The sequence below is a fragment of the Halobacterium sp. KA-4 genome (assembly GCF_021028995.1).
Classification (GTDB): domain Archaea; phylum Halobacteriota; class Halobacteria; order Halobacteriales; family Halobacteriaceae; genus Halobacterium.
Genome location: NZ_JAJJZG010000032.1, coordinates 1 through 17,336 on the forward strand (window position 1 = coordinate 1; position 17,336 = coordinate 17,336).

At 55.9% G+C, this 17,336-nt stretch carries 15 protein-coding genes and 2 pseudogenes; 5 read left to right on the top strand and 12 right to left on the bottom strand.

Translation table 11 applies throughout. From position 1 onward, the window contains the following. Positions 1-108: 108 nt before the first annotated feature. Positions 109-561, top strand: coding sequence for a hypothetical protein (locus tag LPA44_RS17310; RefSeq protein WP_230890734.1), 453 nt, complete (start codon positions 109-111; stop codon positions 559-561). Positions 562-580: 19 nt separating this feature from the next. Here the strand turns inward: LPA44_RS17310 and LPA44_RS17315 are convergent, their stop codons facing one another. Further along, a complete protein-coding gene (locus LPA44_RS17315) occupies positions 581-1,246 on the bottom strand; it encodes a DUF6735 family protein (RefSeq protein WP_230890735.1) in 666 nt (221 codons plus the stop codon). A 369-nt stretch (positions 1,247-1,615) separates the two neighbouring features. Between LPA44_RS17315 and LPA44_RS17320 the strand changes: the two genes are divergently transcribed. The 3 genes and pseudogenes from LPA44_RS17320 to LPA44_RS17330 all read left to right on the top strand — a co-directional run bounded on the left by LPA44_RS17320 (position 1,616) and on the right by LPA44_RS17330 (position 2,992). Beyond that, on the top strand, positions 1,616-1,927 hold the full coding sequence (locus LPA44_RS17320; protein ID WP_230890736.1) for a hypothetical protein: 312 nt from the start codon (positions 1,616-1,618) through the stop codon (positions 1,925-1,927). A gap of 6 nt (positions 1,928-1,933) precedes the next feature. Continuing rightward, positions 1,934-2,431 carry a type II toxin-antitoxin system VapC family toxin gene (locus LPA44_RS17325; protein ID WP_230890737.1) on the top strand — a complete coding sequence of 166 codons (498 nt, stop codon included), beginning with the start codon at positions 1,934-1,936 and terminating at the stop codon, positions 2,429-2,431. A 10-nt stretch (positions 2,432-2,441) separates the two neighbouring features. Continuing rightward, a pseudogene (locus LPA44_RS17330) lies at positions 2,442-2,992 on the top strand (DUF7342 family protein). Positions 2,993-3,039: 47 nt separating this feature from the next. Here LPA44_RS17330 and LPA44_RS17335 read toward each other — a convergent pair. Further along, positions 3,040-3,600: a TATA-box-binding protein gene (locus tag LPA44_RS17335; protein WP_230890739.1), complete on the bottom strand. Its 561-nt coding sequence runs from the start codon at positions 3,598-3,600 to the stop codon at positions 3,040-3,042. A gap of 201 nt (positions 3,601-3,801) precedes the next feature. On the opposite strand from LPA44_RS17335, the gene LPA44_RS18540 reads away from it, so the two are divergent. Continuing rightward, positions 3,802-3,948, top strand: a complete 147-nt coding sequence (locus LPA44_RS18540; protein WP_442903416.1) for a DUF7563 family protein — start codon at positions 3,802-3,804, stop codon at positions 3,946-3,948. An 892-nt stretch (positions 3,949-4,840) separates the two neighbouring features. Here LPA44_RS18540 and LPA44_RS17340 read toward each other — a convergent pair. The 10 genes and pseudogenes from LPA44_RS17340 to LPA44_RS17385 all read right to left on the bottom strand — a co-directional run. After that, positions 4,841-4,978: a hypothetical protein gene (locus LPA44_RS17340; protein ID WP_230890740.1), complete on the bottom strand. Its 138-nt coding sequence runs from the start codon at positions 4,976-4,978 to the stop codon at positions 4,841-4,843. 2 nt (positions 4,979-4,980) lie between these two features. After that, positions 4,981-5,433, bottom strand: a complete 453-nt coding sequence (locus tag LPA44_RS17345; RefSeq protein ID WP_230890741.1) for a hypothetical protein — start codon at positions 5,431-5,433, stop codon at positions 4,981-4,983. Further along, complete coding sequence (locus LPA44_RS17350) at positions 5,430-5,942, bottom strand: winged helix-turn-helix domain-containing protein (protein ID WP_230890742.1); 513 nt, start codon at positions 5,940-5,942, stop codon at positions 5,430-5,432. The genes LPA44_RS17345 and LPA44_RS17350 overlap by 4 nt, the downstream gene beginning before the upstream one ends. Positions 5,943-6,019: 77 nt before the next feature. Beyond that, positions 6,020-6,946, bottom strand: coding sequence for a transcription initiation factor IIB (locus LPA44_RS17355; RefSeq protein ID WP_230890743.1), 927 nt, complete (start codon positions 6,944-6,946; stop codon positions 6,020-6,022). A 365-nt stretch (positions 6,947-7,311) separates the two neighbouring features. Then, a complete protein-coding gene (locus LPA44_RS17360; RefSeq protein ID WP_230890744.1) occupies positions 7,312-9,237 on the bottom strand; it encodes a hypothetical protein in 1,926 nt (641 codons plus the stop codon). Further along, the gene (locus LPA44_RS17365; protein WP_230890745.1) at positions 9,230-10,444 is read right to left on the bottom strand and encodes a hypothetical protein; all 1,215 of its coding nucleotides are present in this window, start codon (positions 10,442-10,444) and stop codon (positions 9,230-9,232) included. Before LPA44_RS17365 ends, LPA44_RS17360 begins: the two co-directional genes overlap by 8 nt. 8 nt (positions 10,445-10,452) lie before the next feature. Next, a complete protein-coding gene (locus tag LPA44_RS17370; protein ID WP_230890746.1) occupies positions 10,453-11,574 on the bottom strand; it encodes a hypothetical protein in 1,122 nt (373 codons plus the stop codon). Between the two features lie 67 nt (positions 11,575-11,641). Next, positions 11,642-14,809, bottom strand: coding sequence for a hypothetical protein (locus LPA44_RS17375; protein WP_230890747.1), 3,168 nt, complete (start codon positions 14,807-14,809; stop codon positions 11,642-11,644). Positions 14,810-15,901: 1,092 nt separating this feature from the next. Further along, positions 15,902-16,672 (bottom strand): hypothetical protein, encoded by a 771-nt coding sequence (locus LPA44_RS17380; RefSeq protein ID WP_230890748.1) that lies wholly within the window; start codon positions 16,670-16,672, stop codon positions 15,902-15,904. A 460-nt stretch (positions 16,673-17,132) separates the two neighbouring features. Further along, positions 17,133-17,336 (bottom strand): annotated as a pseudogene (locus LPA44_RS17385) (IS4 family transposase); the annotation flags it as partial.

Here is a 17,336-nt window from a genome sequence, read left to right on the forward strand (position 1 = left end):
CGGCTGAGCGCCGCCGACAGCGACAGCTCCGCCTTCGATCAGCGTTGCTCAACCGTGATCGACGACTCACCACAACAGAACAGATGGCTCAAGTCGGATTAGCCGGCGATGCTTTGTGAGGTACTGATTCTCGGATTCTACACCGGGATAAAGCGAAGCCCCGAAGATGATGATCTTCACCGCTTTCTCTATGGGTATATGTCCGTGGACGCGGTTCATGACTTGAGCTCACTTGACAAAGAGCCCTATTACAATGAGCTCAGACGGTTTCCTGAGAATGCCCACGCAAAGCGCTTGGAAGGGGGTGGTTCTCCTAAACATGATGATCTTGTTATTGTTGATGGGGCAACACCAGCCGAAAAACTCACCTACCCGATCCGGATGAGTGAACGAATAGAAAAATCTCCTTGGTACAAAATAACTGATGAATTCGCGTCAGATTTTGCTGTTCAAGGTGGTCTGAAGGGAATTTGTCGTAAATTCCCGGTGAAGCTAGACCTAGAAGCCAGCGAGTTTATTGAAAAAATGCAAGAGAGGCAGCATCGACAACCCTCTGACTGAATTCGGCCTTGAGTAAGAACTATTCAGAGAATCCTGGAGTGGGAGTCTCCTTCGTTAATTCATCAGTCGGGATGAGCAGCTCCTGTCGGTCTCCAACTCGCTCGGCCAGCTTTCGTTTCAGGTACTGCCTCGCCGTCGACGGCGTGAAGACGCCCTTGTCGAGCATATCGCCGACGACGTCTTTGAGGGCCGCGAACTGTCCCTGGAGGTGGCCGTCGCCGACCGGCTCGCCGTCGTACCAGCGCACCGTCGCGAGCGCGCCGTTCCCGACCGTCGCTCCCTGTTCGACCGTCTCCGAGTCGTACTGGAGCCCGAACCACAGCGTCCGATAGGCGGTCACCTCGAACGTCGTCGACACCACGAAGAACGCCTCGTGGTGGAGGTAGTCGAGATGGTCAGCGACGATCTCGTCGAGGGTGAGCCCGGTGGCGCGGGGTTTCGGCTCGACGACCGTCGACGGTCGATCCTCGCCGGCGAGGTAGCCGTCGGCGGCATCTGCCTCGAGGCCATCGACAAGCTCTGCGAGGAGCTGTTTCGCCCACTTGGAGTCGGTGTCGTCGCCACCGAACGGCGACTCAGCCGAGGTTCGATGCTTGAGCTTCAGGTTCGCCGCGCCCCAATGGCTGTAGTGGAGCGTGTACTGTCCGTCCGTGCGTTCGTACGCAACAAGTGCGCGATGTCCCATCGAGCAATCACCTCACAGGGCGACCGCGACTGGATCGCCCCGCACCCCTCTTGGGGGCGATAAACAGACTCTGGAGAGTCCCTCGCTTGACGTGGCCTGCAACTCCGGTTAGGAGTCTACGAGGGGTCCGTTCCATCCCCGTCGTCCAACCGTGTGAGAAGGCTCACCTACGCCTCGCCGGTCGGCCGCAGTTCCTCAAAATCTAGGTGGCGATCACGCATCGATTGGTGTGGTTTGTCTCGAATTCGTATCTCAACGTCAGGGCCAGTCGTCCGCTCCGTCTCTCACTTGAGCATGGTCCATGACCTACGTCATGCGAACATCTTATACTTCATGAACAAGTAACTGGGAGTAGCAACCGGGATCCCGATGAGTAGTAACGACACCAAGCACGTGCAAACTGAACTGAACGAAGACGAATACGAACGCTTCCGCGAGTTCGCTCGAGAGCACGGGCTCTCGCTCAAGGAAGCCGGCCACGAGGCGCTTATCGAGTGGATCGAACGCCAGCAGCAGGCCGACCCGAACGACCCGGCGTTCACCGTCCTCGACGACCTCGAGGACGAATCATTCCCAGCGTCGGCGGCGACGGATGCCCGCGAGGAAGCCGATCTCGTCGACGAGTGGCACGGCAGCGACGAATCGTTTACGCTCGCCGATGATCCGCCCACCCAGTCCTGACCACAGATGGCAGAGCCAGTCAACACCCCGATCGGCACGGTCACAGCCGAGCATTTTCGCCCGGGGCACGTCCAACATCAGGTCGTCGTCGGCCCGAAGTTCCTGTACGCATTATTCAACCCCCAAGACCAGATGCACGCAGTTTCGCGGGCGTTCATGACGTTCGTCCGCGACGGTGACCTCCCATATCGTCGCCTCATCGTCAACGATCACATCGTCGACGAGGCCGCCACGCGGCTGAAAAAACAGGCGTCGATGCGGAACGCAGCCTCGTTCCTGACGACGCTCGATGAGAGCACGCTCTATCAGTTCGAATCCGTCTCCAAGGACGTTTTCGATGACGCCAAAGCAACGTTCGTTGAGTGGGCGGATCTGGATGCGTCACTCACCGATTTCACTGTTGCAGCCCATATGGACGCCTTAGCGGTCGATCACATCCTCACCTACGACCGGCACTACGATGCCTTCGACGTGACAACACTCCCGTATCGCAGTCAGGACTAGGGTGCCAAGCATGCCTGAATCCCCACGGAATAGCGTCCAGTCGTGGACTGAGTCGATGAGTGCCCGCGACCGCATTCGGGCGGTCGCCGAGACGCTTCGCGAACCGCGGTCAGTCAACTGGATCAGCGAGCAAGCTGATGCGGCTTGGAGTACGAGCAACAAGGAACTCCAGGATCTCGTCGACCAGGGCCAGCTGCGCCGCGTCGAGGCCGGCGAAACCACGCGCTACCAGCCGGACTACACCCGACTGCTCTTCGAGGAGATCCGGACGCTCATCGAGGAGAACACGCGCGAGGAGCTGCGCAACGAATTGGCCGCGATCACCGAGGAGATCGAGGAGTGGCAGGCGACCTACGACGTCGAGACGCCGCGGATCTCGAACAGTCGCTCGCCGACGGCGACCTCGCAAGTGCCGAGGTCCGGGACCGCCGTGACGTGATTACGCGGTGGGAGGAGAATCTGGATGATCGCCGCCTCATCAAGCACGCGTTGGCGCTCTACTCGGATGTCGAAGCCGCCCGCGACCACATGAGGGACGACAGCAGTTCTCGTCGGCGGTAGCGGCGATTCGCTGGAAAGCGGGTCTCTCCAATCCCAACGTGGCCGGGTTAATCGAGCAGTCCGAGTTCGGAAAGCCGGTCCTGCACGTGCGTGAGCGCCTGTTGGGCCTCGTCCGTTTCTGTCCCACCAGTAATGACGAGCTTCCCACTGCCAAAGAGAAGGACGACGACGTCGGGGTCATCGAGCCGATAGACGAGCCCAGGGAACTGTTCGGGCTCGTACTCGATTTGCTCTAGGCCGAGCCCGATTGCGATCGCGTTCAAGTTCAGCGACTGCTCGAGGCTGGCACTCGAAACGATGTTTTGCACCTCGATCGATGGCTTACTGTCGACGTCGATGCCTAACTCGCGGAGGTCATCGAAGACGATGTCGAGGGCGTCGTGGACGTCGTCGACGCTTTTCGCGCCGGTGCAGACGACTTTCCCCGAGCGGAAGATTAGCGTGGCTGACTTCGGCTCCTGAAGGCGGTAGACGACCCCAGGGAAGTCTTCAGGGTTGTACTCGGCACCGTCGAGATCAGTGGCAAGCTGGTCGAGGGAGAGCTCTTGGCCGATATCACTGGACGCAACGACGTTCTCGATGTGAATCGTCTCCGTGGGTGCGCTCATATGGTAACTACATGTCGGACACCGCATTTAAAATACGGCAGGTGGAGTGCCAGTCTTCCATGTCGACGGATGCGTCGAGAACGACTGGATGTCAGTCGCAAAGACTGTCGTCTGGGTAAACGCATTTGTTTCAGACGACGTGGTAGCAGTTCGGTCGTCGCTGTCAGAAAGCCTATGGTCGATGGTCTGGCTGCTACTGGTATGGCGGAATGCCAGAACTGCGGGAGTCATGTCACGGAGGTCTACGTTCGTGTATTCACGCCGGATTCGGTCGACGAACCTCAGGTGTGTCCGAACTGTGAGGATATGACTCGTGGCCGTGAAGGCGTCCGTGAGAAACGAACGTAGCGGGCCAGCCCGCTCCAAGGAAAACTGGCCTTGTTGAAATCATATTGATTTGCTATCTTCCCTGGTGAATCAGCCGCTCAGTAGGGATGTTTACTTATCGAGGGTAAACGCTACTGTGAGGAGGCTAATTCCACCAAGAAGGGTCAAGAATGTGCCTATCGCGGGGCTAAAGCCGGAAACGTTCATCATTCGGACGATCCAAGCGACGCTGAGCACAACAACGAGTCCTGCAACCCCTATTGAAGCGATACGAATACCCCGAGTGCCCGCCGATTGCCCGCCTAGTGCGAACGCTCCGACGCCAGCGATGAGCGTATACTGGCCATACACCGCAAGCCCAGACTCCAACCCCGGGAAATACATGAAATTGAAGACTCCTGCTGGAATCCTCGTCCACGGAAGAAGTGACCCAACGACAACGACGATTGCACAAACTGACTGAATCCGTGGCCGAGTCAGGAGTGAGGAAGTGTACTCGGAGACGCTCAGGCCCATACGAAGGCTACGTTCATCTGATAAATAATGATTCTGCTACCGTTAGCGTTCCAGTAGTTCCTCTGAATGTACCGAGTAGACGGAAGCGAGAACGCCTGAATTTGGTTTTCAGGAACGGAGGTATTCTCCGAGGAGATTTGAGAGATTGTACACAGTGTAAAGACCATACCCCATGACGAGGACGGTGACAACAAGGAGGAGGCCCCAACTCAAGTCCATATGTCTCAGAACCCTTTCTTGTAGAATAATCTTTGTCCCCTGTGACACAACGAATTTTCACTAGCCGATTATACTGTTCCCCTATACTTAGCGAATGAAGTAGAAAACCAGCAACTGATGAATATTTCTACAGAGCTGAAAAACTGGACTGCTGTACGTGGACGACGATTCTACGGATCTATTCGGTGGCGAGTTCGTCGTAGATCTCCTCGTGCTCGTCGAGGTCCTGGCGGCCAAGGAACCAAATGAGATACTGCCGTGCCTCCTCGGGGGACATCTCATCCAGACTCTCGGGAGGATCACTTTCAGTGGGCATCCTTACGGAGGATTCGATGCGCTATTCAGTCGATCCAGATCCCGCTTCTCGTACGCTGCCCGCCACATCGCGTGAACGGCACGAGTCACGAGTGACACATCGGTTACGTCGATACAGGACGGCTCGGCCTCCATAGTCGTGGCCTCGGGCGGCGAATGGAAATGAATCTCGGGAGAGTGCGTGTTCGGGTGACGGTCGAAGCGCCAGTTGACGTCGTCGCTATCGACGTAGTGAAACGAGTACATCCCGAGCTCGCTCCACTGAATATCGAGCCGAGCGCTCTGGGCATCGGCGAGCCCGTCGCTGAGACTAATCTGTAGTTCCGTGGGTGCGACGACGTCGTCGTACCCTGTTTCGTCGACGAGCGGCTCAAGCTCGAGCCAGAGATCACGGATCCGCTGCAGCGCCGGGAGATAGATCGGGCCGAACTCGCCGGCACGGTCGTCACCGTTCATACGGCGAGCTGGTGGCTGGCCTCGTCGTAGGCGAGGGCGGCTTGTGCGACGGCGAGATTCTGCCGCGTCGTCCGCCACGCCGTCAGGTCGTCCCAGCCGTCCGTCTCGTTGGCGTCGAGTTGCTGGGCGAGTTCTTCCGGCGACACCACGTCGTAGCGGTCCTCGTAGCGCCGGATTTCGGCCTTCATGTCTTGAATACTGTCGAGTAACTCCGGGCGATCGACTTCCTCACGCAGCTCACGGATCCGGGACATCAACACCCGGTCGCTGTTGCGCTTGTACAGCGTCGTTTGGCCGTCCTGTTCCGTCTCGGCGAACCCTGTGTTCACCAGCGTCTTACAGTGGCGACGTGCCGTCGGCTCGCTCACGAGGGCCCGGTCGGCGATCTCGGCCGCCGACTGCCCATCGTGGGTTTGTTCGACGATTTCGTACACTCGCTCGAACGGCGTGGTGTCGTCCTTCCAGTCCGCTTTGACCTGCTCGTTGACGTCGTCCCACGTCTCGGTCATACTGGATGCTACGCAGCCAAGAAACAAATAGTTTCCTGAGAAAACTATCTAACTCCAGTAGCTGTGCAGGAGCGTTGTCAGGCTACCTGCTCCGCTAACGTCTCGTGATGCGTCCGGACAGTCGTTGGCGTGACGTTCCCTGTCTCCGCGACGTCGCTTTGCGTTACCCACTGCCCCTGTTCCTGCCCCGCTTTGTAGAGGCAGGCCGCTGCGAACCCGGCCGGATGGACGCCCGTCGTGACGCCGCGCTCCTCGGCCTGCTCTGCGAGCGTTCGGGCCCGCTGTCGGATCTCGTCCGGACACTCGAGGTCCGAGGCGAGTCGCGGCACGAACATGCTGGGGGAGACGGGCTCAGCGGGGAGGCTCAGCTCTTCGTTCAGCGTTTTGTACGCGTTCGTGACTCGTGACTCCGCGACGCGGGCCATCTCGCTGACGTCGTCCACTAACCGCGAGAGGCCGTTGCACCGGCAGGCCCCGTAGACGCTGGCCGCGGCGATGGCCTCGATGGATCTGCCACGAAGTAGATCCTCGTTCTGGGCGCTCCGGAAGAGCTGACACGCCTGGTCACGGACCGAATCGGAGAGGTCGAGCGCGCTGGCCAGACGGCGCACTTCACCCAGCCCGTGTGCGAGATTCCGTTCCGCTTTCGACCGCCAGCGACCCCGAGTCTGCTCACGGCGCATCCGCGCGAGTCGCCGTCGCTTCTGCCCAGAGATCTCGTTCCCCTTCGCGTCGGTGCCGCGACCGATCTCCGTCGATAGGCCGCGATCGTGGCGGGCCGCAGTGAGTGGGGCGCCCGTTCGTTCACACTCCTCGTCGTCGTACGCCCGCCACTCCGGCCCGTGATCGATGCGCTGTTCGTCGATGACCAGGCCACAGTCCTCGCAGACCGTTTTGACCGCGTTCGTGGTGACCCGGCCGTCGCACTCGGGACACTGGTTCGCACTCGATTCCGTTCGGACGTCTTCGTCGAATCCGCTCTCGTAGATGTCTCTGGTTGCCATCGTTCTCACCGTGTTTCGGGAACTCGCCAGTACAGCGAGCCCCTCACCCATCGATGGGGCTAAGAAACCAACGCGGACGCGCAACTAACCCAAGAGTGCCTAGACCCCGTTGATTGGATACTGAGAAGATGATCTGCTGCGAATGGCTGAAAACACCCATTCATCGATGATTTTTGTAACTACAGCTTTAGCTAGTCTTCAATCCAAGAGGGGCATCTTTGCTGGTTAATTTATAAAAAAATAGGAACTGCATATATCCTTTCGGGAATTGTTAGTGGCATGTTGGGAACTGATTTACACTTGACTGAGGTGGCTTCACACTCGGCCGTACCAATAATGACTGGGGCTCAGAGCAATCCGGTCTATCATTTATCATTTGGACTGGTTACCTTGTCAATGATGGTCTTGAGAGGCAGCAGTCCGCTATTCTGGAAATCAAGGGTTTCGAATTCGACTAGTAGTTCGCCTTCCTCGTTTGTGCGGTGGGCGTAGTGGTGCTGTATGTTGCTGAGTTCGTCCAAGTGCCGGAGAAAGGTGAAGTTCTCTAAGACGATATGGATTTTATCGACATCGACGCCGTTCTTGTCGTATTTGTTGATGGAGCGGTCAATTTTGTTTGTGGGATTCTGACCACCGCTGAACAAGGTCTCGACCTCGTACGCTTCCTTCCGTTGCCCAGAGAAGAACACGTCTGGGATTACACCCTCGCGTTTGGTTTCCGTCTCGATCCACCGTTCAAGGTCCTGTAACTCGTCGATGTCCTCGCCGCCGTCGCGGAGCTGCTGGACGAGATACCGGACGATGTAGACCTTGATGTTGTAATGAAGCGGTGATTCTCCGGTTTCGTAGTCAACCCGTTCCTTACCTTGGACTTGGCCCTGGTTCTCCGTTGTAAACCGCTTGAACAAGCCGCGTTCTTCCGTTTTAATATCGTCCAAGTAGTCCTTGAACTCTGTCGGAGCGTAGCGGTTGAAGAGGTCATCAAAGACGCCAGGCCCAGTCGGGCGTTCAATAGTCGGCTCGTCAACCTTAATGTCACCCGTTGCGAGGTTGAGGTTGCCCCAACACAGCTCGGCCATCCGTTGTTCAACTTCGAATCCTGGCTGGCGTGGGGCGACCTCTACCACGTTCAACGGCGGATGCGGACTCTCAAGCTTGATTTCGTCTAAGATGTCGCGGTACTCGTCGACGACGCCAGGGTCGGTGGCTTTGAAGACGATGAAGCCGAACTTGCCGAGCGTTGCTTCCAGCTTTTCTCGCAGCTTTGCTTCATCGATCCGTTCCTCGCGGTCATCGAGGTCGATGAAAATGACTTTCCTATCCGCGTCGAGCCATTTCTCGATCTCGCGTTTATTGATCTCGTCAAGCTCGTTGATCGCTTGGAACTCCGGATGGCCACCGTTGGCCTCGCGGTGGATACGGCGGCACAGCGTGAGATAACTTCCGACGTAGCTGTTATCCTCCGCTTCATTGAAGAGCACGATAGTCGTTCCATCCGCGGTGGTCGCTGCGCCGCCACCACCGTAGATGATATCCTGGAACGTCGGAACCTCCTCCCCTGTACCGCCAGTGTGACCGCCACTTCCCGTGGCAGCTGTACTTCCTGCCGCGGATGACCCGGCGTCACTGGCTGTACTGTCTTCCGTCTCATCGTCCTGTGTGTGGACTTCCTTGATCTCGTCCGATTCGAGTTGGTCGAGTCGGCGACGGATTTCTTCGTCTAATGTTTCGTCGAGAGCGGGCACAAAACGGATCTGTGGAGTGGACACTTGACGGTACAGCGGCACAGAGAGGGGTTGCCGACGTCGCTTCGGCGGTTCCCGGACCTCGGTATCAAACGACGACGGCTGGAACCGCACAGTCGACGCGGATCCCAGCTGCACCAAGGGAATCTGCCACTCCTTGCCCGCTGCTGCGATATCAGGTGCTTCGGTCGCTACGTCCACCGATGTCGTCTCAACGTCTATGTCGCGGAGCGATAGTTCCGGTACCGTGACGTCACGGCTTGTTTCTTCAATTGCTGGGATCGTAGCGGCGGGGTCAACCGACTCTGCCCCAGTCAGATCGTCCAGTGGAACGTCTGGCACGGTGAGATCGCCCGGGGTATAGTCAGGTTCCGGCTCACCTGTATCGCCTTCAAGTTCTTCCTCAGAGGGGTTGCTGCTGCCTTGGCTTGGCGACGGTGGCTGTGTTTCCTGCTCCTCGTCTTGTTGGTCGTCTCGGCGCCGATGTCGTTCTTCCTCCGGGTTGTAGTGGTGGGAGTCGGCTTCTTGTTCGTGGTCGTCAGGCATGGTAGACGCGCACCCCAGTTGTCGGCGTATCCCTGGCTTGGTGCTCCACCGTTTCAAAGCTGTATGCGCCCAAGAAGACGCCTGGTATCACTTCGTCGAGGTATCGTAGAATTGATACCGGCTCTTCTAACTCCTGTCGTCGATGCACGACGGAACTCGTGTTGACTGCTGTGATCACTTCCCGCGCAGTGATGGCCCCGTCCTCGACGATGAATGCCTTCGTCAAGTCCATGTCCTGGCGATAGCGTGAATCATTTGTGCTGTTGGCCGAGCGTGTCGGAACACGGTCTGGATGTGCGCACTTTGGGAGGTAGTCGGGGTATGTCCAGTTTTCGGCAGTGAGCTCTGCTTCCACCTGTCGGGTAAACTCTTCCTGTGGGTTGGGGACGTTTGCGAAGAACGGTGACAGTGTTGAGCGGGCTGTTTCATCACTGAATGTGGTCCAGACAGCCTGATTGAGGCGGGATAGCCGGTCGAGGACGCAGTCCTCTGTAGGTCCCCAGACTGTGTAGGCGGCGTCCCGTTCGTCGTCCGCAAGTTCCGGGACGAACAGCTTCCCAAGGCCAAGTGAACCGGCCATGTCATGTACCTCGCCCTGGAGCGGCGGATATGCTTCGGTGAGATAGCGTGCTGAGACGGCCTGTGTCGTGTGGGCGAAAAACGTGAACGGACAGGTATTCGCCGTCAACTGCAGCACGCCGCTCAACACTTGCTGGATAACGTCGGCCACTGATTCCGGCTCGTCAAGCACGGTTTCGACGCGGTCGTCGACTATCGGCGGTGCTTCGTCGAGTTGCTGCAGTATGGCGGTCAGTTGCTCGTCCACAGTTTGGAGGAAAGACCCGAGCTCTGTTTCCGTCGTTGTGATGGCAACGTAGTCGTCGCCGGTGAGTCCTTCCCGTTCGGCGTTCACCCACCGGTTTGGATCATTCAGTGCGACACCGAGATACTGGTTGGTGAGTTCTGCCAGGCTCCTGTCTGGGACTTCGTCCTCTTCGGTGAGTCCGCCAAGGAAGAACGGCCGGAGCCGGGGTTCCTCGTCGACGACATCGCTTAAGGTTGTCTCACCCGGTTCAGCCGGTGTTAACCGGTTACGTAGTTGGATCAGGGTTCGGGCGGCTTCTGCGACAGGCCGGACCTCGTCGTTGGCGAATGCTGTCCACTCCTCTTGCTTCGTGATCCGTCGTGCGATGTCGTCGTAGCTCATAATGGGAATCAGTCTCCGATTGGTTTGATTTTTAGATAGTCATCGGACACGTACGTGATTTTGTTCAACCCGAGGAAGAGGAGAGGGGCGGCCTGATCAAGTAAATCCATGATGCTTTCCTTGCTGTCTTCTACGTCGGAGCGGTCGGTTGCAGCTGAGAGCCCGTCGAAGTAGATACTGAATTGACGTCCAACCCACTGTTCTGGGACGTTCGCGATCCGGTTAGCCACGCGGTCCTCGTAGTCCTGCTTGAGATTGGAGACGTTGTTGAAGTAGGTTGAGAGAGCGTCACGGAACGTCTGGGTTGAGTAGTCGCTGAAATAGGTCCAGATGAGTTCGTTGGTCTTGGCGATCGATCCGCCGAACGACCGTCCTTGGTTGTTCGGATTGTATTCGGGGAAGCACAGGATCTCGTAGCTATCGTAGATCTCGGTGTCCGGCTTGATCGGATTTTGCCAGTCCAACGCTGTCACGCCGAACTGGTCTCTTACCAACGGCTGCGTATCGTCGAACTCCGGATATGCTTCTTGAAGGAACCGCCGCGGCGTCTGATTCAACGACCACAGATAGAACGACGGATACGAATGATTCACCACAAAATCCAGCACACCCTGATACAGGCGTTCAACGATGTCATGCACCTCGTCAGGCGACGTAAGCAGAGCGTTGAAGTCAACCTTCGGTTCCTGCCACCCCTGATACAAGGTCTGGGACGACAGGGCCTGCGTCAACCGGTCATGGACCTCATCGGCAAACTCAATGAACTGAGAGTCCTCCACCTCGACCGTGACCTCTGTCTGCACCTCACTGCCTTCCGACAACAGCCACGACTGCAAATCACTTACCTGAGCACCGAAGAACGCTTTGTTGAACTTCGCGACACTGTTCCGCCGATAGACTTCATCCCGTCGCGGATCGATACCACCGAGAAACACTTGCTGCTCACGTTCGGATAGTGTCTCCAACCGGCGACCGTTGAACTCGTGCTGCAGCTGCCTGTGATACTCCTTCAGCTGCCACGCTGCCTCCCACAACGGGACAACCGTCTCCCGGATGTACTCCTCCCACACCTCCTGCTCCGTGTAGTCGACAAAATCATCGACCTGGGCATAGGACCGAGTCCCACTCATTAGCTGATTAAAATGTATATCGTGTTCTCATAAAAAAGCCCCTCTCCCCCTCCTGATTCCGATAGCATCACGATTCTTCAACCGTGATGCTGACTCCGATGTCGTCTGCGACATCGACGGTGAGCCGGTGTTCGATCTGCATCCGGACGCATTGGAGAAGGTCACGTATTTCACCGTCGGATAACTTCTCATACTCCTCGTCCCCCGTGACCTCACGGATGAGGTCACGATCGGCAGCAGTAATCTCGATATCAACGGGCGCGTCCGATTCACTTCGTTCAGTGAATTCGGGTTGGGTCGTTGGTTCGGTCAAGAGGAGTACGTCGGGTTCCATCTCCGGTTCGCTGTAAACAGGAACCGTGGGTTGATTGCCTGCGTACTGGAATCCGCCGATACAGTGGTCGAATTCAGTATAGTCCGGATCGAACGCGTCGCTATCACGGATGGCACGCCGTGGCCGATACCGTCCAACAATCAGTGCGACCGGGTCCCTTGCTGGACAGAGCTCGGCGACCTGATCCGGTACTGCATCATGTGACGACACGGTCTCTGCCGCAAGATACGGATCGCACTCGTCCAGAATACGTTCGATGATCGCGGTGACGTGGGACGCGATATCGGCATCAAGATGCTGCACGTAGTCTTCGCGCTGGTCTTCAATGAAGGGGTGCTTCGGATACCACCGTCGGTAGCCCGATGGCGGAATCGCATCAGGATCGTCGAGTTCGTCTTGGGTCCACCAGTCGAGATCGATCAACGCTTGGCGAAGGGCGAAGCTCTCGACAAACTGGGAGACGTAGCTGTCTTTGTAGTTTTCGACCTTTTCCGGATCAAGGTCTGCTTCGATGATCCGGTCTTCCTCGCGTCGTTCTAAGACCTCTTGCATCTGTGTGTCCAAGCTGCGAAGCAATTCTTTACGCTGCTTAAACTGGTCAAGTTGCTCGTCTGCGACCGGGAGCCGCTTGAACACGTCTTCGTCAAGTTCGTCTAACGTTTCCTGGAACCCGGGGTATGCCTGCTTGGTTACATCGATCTCAGTCAAGGGGTTGTCATCGGGATTTATGTCATCGTCAGGGTAGTCGTCGGGATCCAGGAGTAGGAGACAGAGCACGCAGTAGAACTCTTTGAGCCATGTATGGGTGGCTGGAAGACTCGTCTGGACGCCTTCAAAGACATCCGAATCCTCGGATTCCCATTTGAGCAAGCTCACAATCTGGGGATTTTGACGGAGTCGGAAATAGATTTCAGAGAGCTTGGTGATCGAGGCCAGACCATCACTGATCGATTCATCGAACATATCGGTGAAGGCTTCCTCGGGTAACTCTCCTTGTTTGAATGCGAGGAAGGCACGTGCAGCCGCGATGAACTGCATGTGTTCAAATTCTTCTTGGAAAAGGTCGATGACCCGTTCCTTCTCCTTGGCAGCATCTAACCGAGTTTGCAGCCGATCGCGTTCCTCGTCATCTTCCGCGTTTTCAACTTGGTATTGGAGTTCGTAGGTTGTCGGTGAGTTCCGCCGTGGATCCGCTAAGATGAACTCGTCCTCGCCCAGCGACCAGACATTATTGAAGGTCTTCGCATCACCAAGGTCGATGGAATGACGGAACACGTCTTCTAGCACTTGGTACCAGCTTTGGATGTTCGCTGCAACTTCGCTGACTTCGTCTTCCGTCTCAGCTCTGCCAAGTTCAGCTGTCAACCGGGTCTGAAGGTTTTCAATCGAGACGAGGAATCCGTGTACGAGGTTATCTGTATTACTCCCCGACTGCGACGCTAAGATCTTGTAGTAGTTCGCGTAGAGCCTGAGGAATTTGTCGAACAGGGCCTTGTCTCCTTGGAGATGGTACCGCAGACAGATATGGAACGTCTGAGCCCGTATTGTGTTGATCAGCTCTGCGTTTCCTGTATCGGCTGCTGCATCGAAGATGTGATAGAACTCACGATGGATGCGGTCGATGAGATCGGTTGAGGTGTTTGAGGAAGCGATCGGAGAACGCGTGACGTACTGCAGAATGTCGGTGTAGAACTCCATGTGGCGGCGTAATCCGGAGGAGTTCAGGTTGTCGATCGCTTGCTTACAGGAATCATTGATGTAATCCAGATTCCGGTCGATCTGGTCTTCCCCGGTGTCGAAGGGATGTGAGTCACTGCAGGTGATTGCCTGCCCAAGAACCTCACCGATGCGGCGAGGAACATCGATAGTTGCGCCGTTACGGGTGTTGACTGATAGCACCGGTGCACCAGCGACTAACTTCTGTCCCAGTTCTACGTTGAGTAAGAGCTGGATGTCTTCGGGATCAGTACCTTCGTCAAGTGAGGATTCCACCTCGTTGAATGCCTGGGCCAGCGTTGATAGGTCCACATCTGCGACGTGACCGACGGTGTCGATTTCATCAGCGGTGTAGAGGTCGGTTCGCTGGCTTACCGAGCGGGAGTCGTTCTGTAACTGGGCATAGTCGGGAAGTGTCTCTCTAAGAATATTGTTCGCAATGCGTTGACGGGTATCTGCATCTACTTTCCGGTCGATACCTCGCTCGATTTCCTGTTGCATGAACTCATCTTTTGGGTCATGGAAGATGAGCCGTGCAACCCGGTAATAGACATAGCCGATGCTGGTGATGGTTCCGACGAAGAGGAGGAAGATTACGTCAGTCGCAAAGGCGGTGGTCGTCTCCTGGGAGAGCTGGAAGTAGGCGTACGCCATGATACCGCCGGTGAACAGGGAGAAGTAGATGACTGGCATAGCGCGTGCAGCTGCAAGGAAGTCCTGCATAACGCCTTCTTGGTACTGGCTTCGGTAGATCTGGTCCAGAAGAAAGATGAGCACAATAAAGCTGAGGCTGGTAATTGTGAGTTGGGCCTGCCACGTGGTCTGCAGCTTCTCGAAGCTGCCAGCGGTCAAGGGGGCGAGGATGTGTGCAAGAGAGACTGCGATGAGGAATCCAGCGGGGATGACCCAAAGGAAGCTCCAGTGGGTGAGCCAGGATTTCCGTTCCGGAAGAATCTCCTTGAGTAACCATCGCCATCCTTCCTGTTGTTGTCGTCGCAAGAGTGTCTTCACACGAAGCGAATTCGACGGAAAACGCAGCCAGGGAGCGCGGTCAATTACTGCTTGCAACAGTGGCCAAACCACAAAATAAAGGAGAACTACGGCTGCACCCAGCAGAACGACAACAGCACCGACATCGGAAAGAGGAGGAAATGACAAACCAATCATTAAGAGTTCAACTACCATCTCCTTATGCGAGGTACATAAATCATCAGGCGCAGACCACACACTTCTCTCTGCCAGAGAGCTACTCGTATGAGATGAGGACTCCCTCTTCGGTGTCTACTTTCGTGCCCTCTTCTCGGAGTATGGCTGTATATGAGAGATTTGCAGTTCCATCGGTTGCCGTGCCTTCGGGAGCATCTGCTCGAAATCCGGTGATGCCGGGGTAGATTCCTTGCTGCCGTTGGATGACATGTGTTTTCGTCTTTGTACCGGCGTCTGATTCCGTAACAAACCGGATTGAGTATCGTTTTGGTGTATCGAGATTGGCATAGTGGATGGTGACCATGAGCGGATTCAATTTGCCGTAGATACGGACCTGTGATGCGCTAACAGAGGTGAGTGTCGGCGAGTGTTCGGGCGTTGGTGTTGGTGTCGGCGAAGGGGACGGTGTGCTGGTCGTGGAGGTATTCGTTGAAGTTGTAGAGCAACCGGCTACTGGAAGCGTACCGAGAACGCTTAGCGTTGATAGGAATGTCCGCCGTTTCACAGTTCTGAAACGGTACGCAGATCCACAAATAGACTGGGGCCGCGGTCACGTCTCGTCCTCTTGTGTCATTCTAAGGAAGACGTCTTCCAGGCGTCCAGAGTGGCCGCCAACTGTGCCTCGACGATTGGCGAGTTGGTCGCCTGTCGGGCATCGCGTAGATAGATCTGAAGCCCCTTACGAGTCGTGAGAGTACACTACTCAGACATTATTGCGCGGGGGCAGGTTCTGGTGTACCCTCTACCTCCTGGGAGCAGATAAACATACTCCGTCGCGACAGCGGCCTTGCCTCTCGCTACACACCTCTCAAAGCTGTGAGGATGGTTGTGGCTGCCGGCCGACCGTAGGGAGGCCGGGAGCGGAGGGTGGGGCGGTGAGGCTTGGGCTGGTCCGGCGCTTAGCAATAAAGAACGGAGATGTCCCCTGCTCCTACCTCCCGCGACGGTCCCCATTATCGGAGATTGACACCTGATTTTCTTTGAAGCAAAATGAATAGGGTAACCACTCGAGCTGAGTCCTCGATAGATGGAAGATCAACTTGTCTTGAATATCGAAGTTGAGGACGACATTTAGGAGAGAGCGAAGTAACTGTCACCGCCGGCTTCTGCCTCCACTGCGTACTTGACGTAGTCATAAGCGTAGTGTGATATAGTGATCCGATCATGCATTTCGACATCTCCTTCCATTGTCCAGATCTCAAAATCGTCTTCTCCCGGCTGAGGGATCATCTCTCTCTTATCCATGTCTGATTCGGCCGTATACCGCATCTGGCCATTCTCAAATTCTTGTGTTACCTCAAACTCGTCCTTGTATTTCTCGTACATCGACCGAAGGAACTGGTGGTACTCGGTGTGGACTTGGGCTAGCACCTTCTCAATCCGTTCAAAAGCCAACTGCAGTGTGGGCGGATCAGTGCTTTCGACCTTGAGCTCAACCTTGAAATCCTCTGGACCCAACTCAACGAAATTCATACCTTTCACCAACGGATTTCCCAGTTCCGTTGCTCTCTTCATATAGATCTGCAGGTAGTGGTACCGCATATCCGTCTCCAGCTGGAATAGGTCAGTTGGACGGTTTGGATCATTTACCGATACGGTCAGGTACGTCAGTTTCTCATCATCATCGAAGGCACAGTTGCGTAGCTGTAAGTCGATTTCCTCACCAACCTCTGGCGTGAAAGAGATTTTTTGGCCGGCGACAGAGGCAAAAATCTTCCTGCGCCTCTCTGATGTTGACTCTTGCTCCGGAATTACGGATTGTGCCAATCTGAGCGATGAAATGACCCCACTGATATCCATGTGATATATCTCGAAGTCAGACCTCATTTTTCTAACTGTCACTCACCTCTGCCCGTCTGGGTATCATCTTCTCCCAGATGACGGATGAAATCAATTTATAAAGTTGGCAAGAGGCCATGTGTAAAGACACAATGTCCGGAGACCACGAAGAAACAAGATTTCATTCTAATAGTGCTCTACCGGCCGCTTTCGTTCGATTTCTCCATTCTGCAAGCGTGCTCCGGAACGAAGTCGTCGGCACAATTACGCTAATCGCATTTCTTGTTGCTCTATTTCAAGCAGAGGTTCTCACAGCCACCGCCTTTGAATACACCTCGTCGCGGGCATTGCTCAATTCTGTTCCCAGAGACGCCAAGATAATTATTGCCGCAACAATCGGTCCATTCATCCATCAGGGTCCACGTCACCTGACCGATAACCTTGGCGTCCTACTCGTTGCCGGGGCTTACTTAGAATACCAATACAATCGCAGATTCCTCTATCTCTTCTCATCCGTCTTTAGTTAAGCCTCACACCTCGGTTGTGTAGTGGTAGCGAGTGCCTCTTGTAAGATTGGTCGTTGCTTGTGGATCTTTTGACCGTCTTCGATCAGCCGGTCGAGCAGCGGCGGTGGTGAATAGCCGAGGAACTCACCGAGTTCGTGGAGAATGAGCTGGGCGTGCGACCGGAAGGTCGCCGCCCAGCGCTCTGTCGGAAACACAAGCTC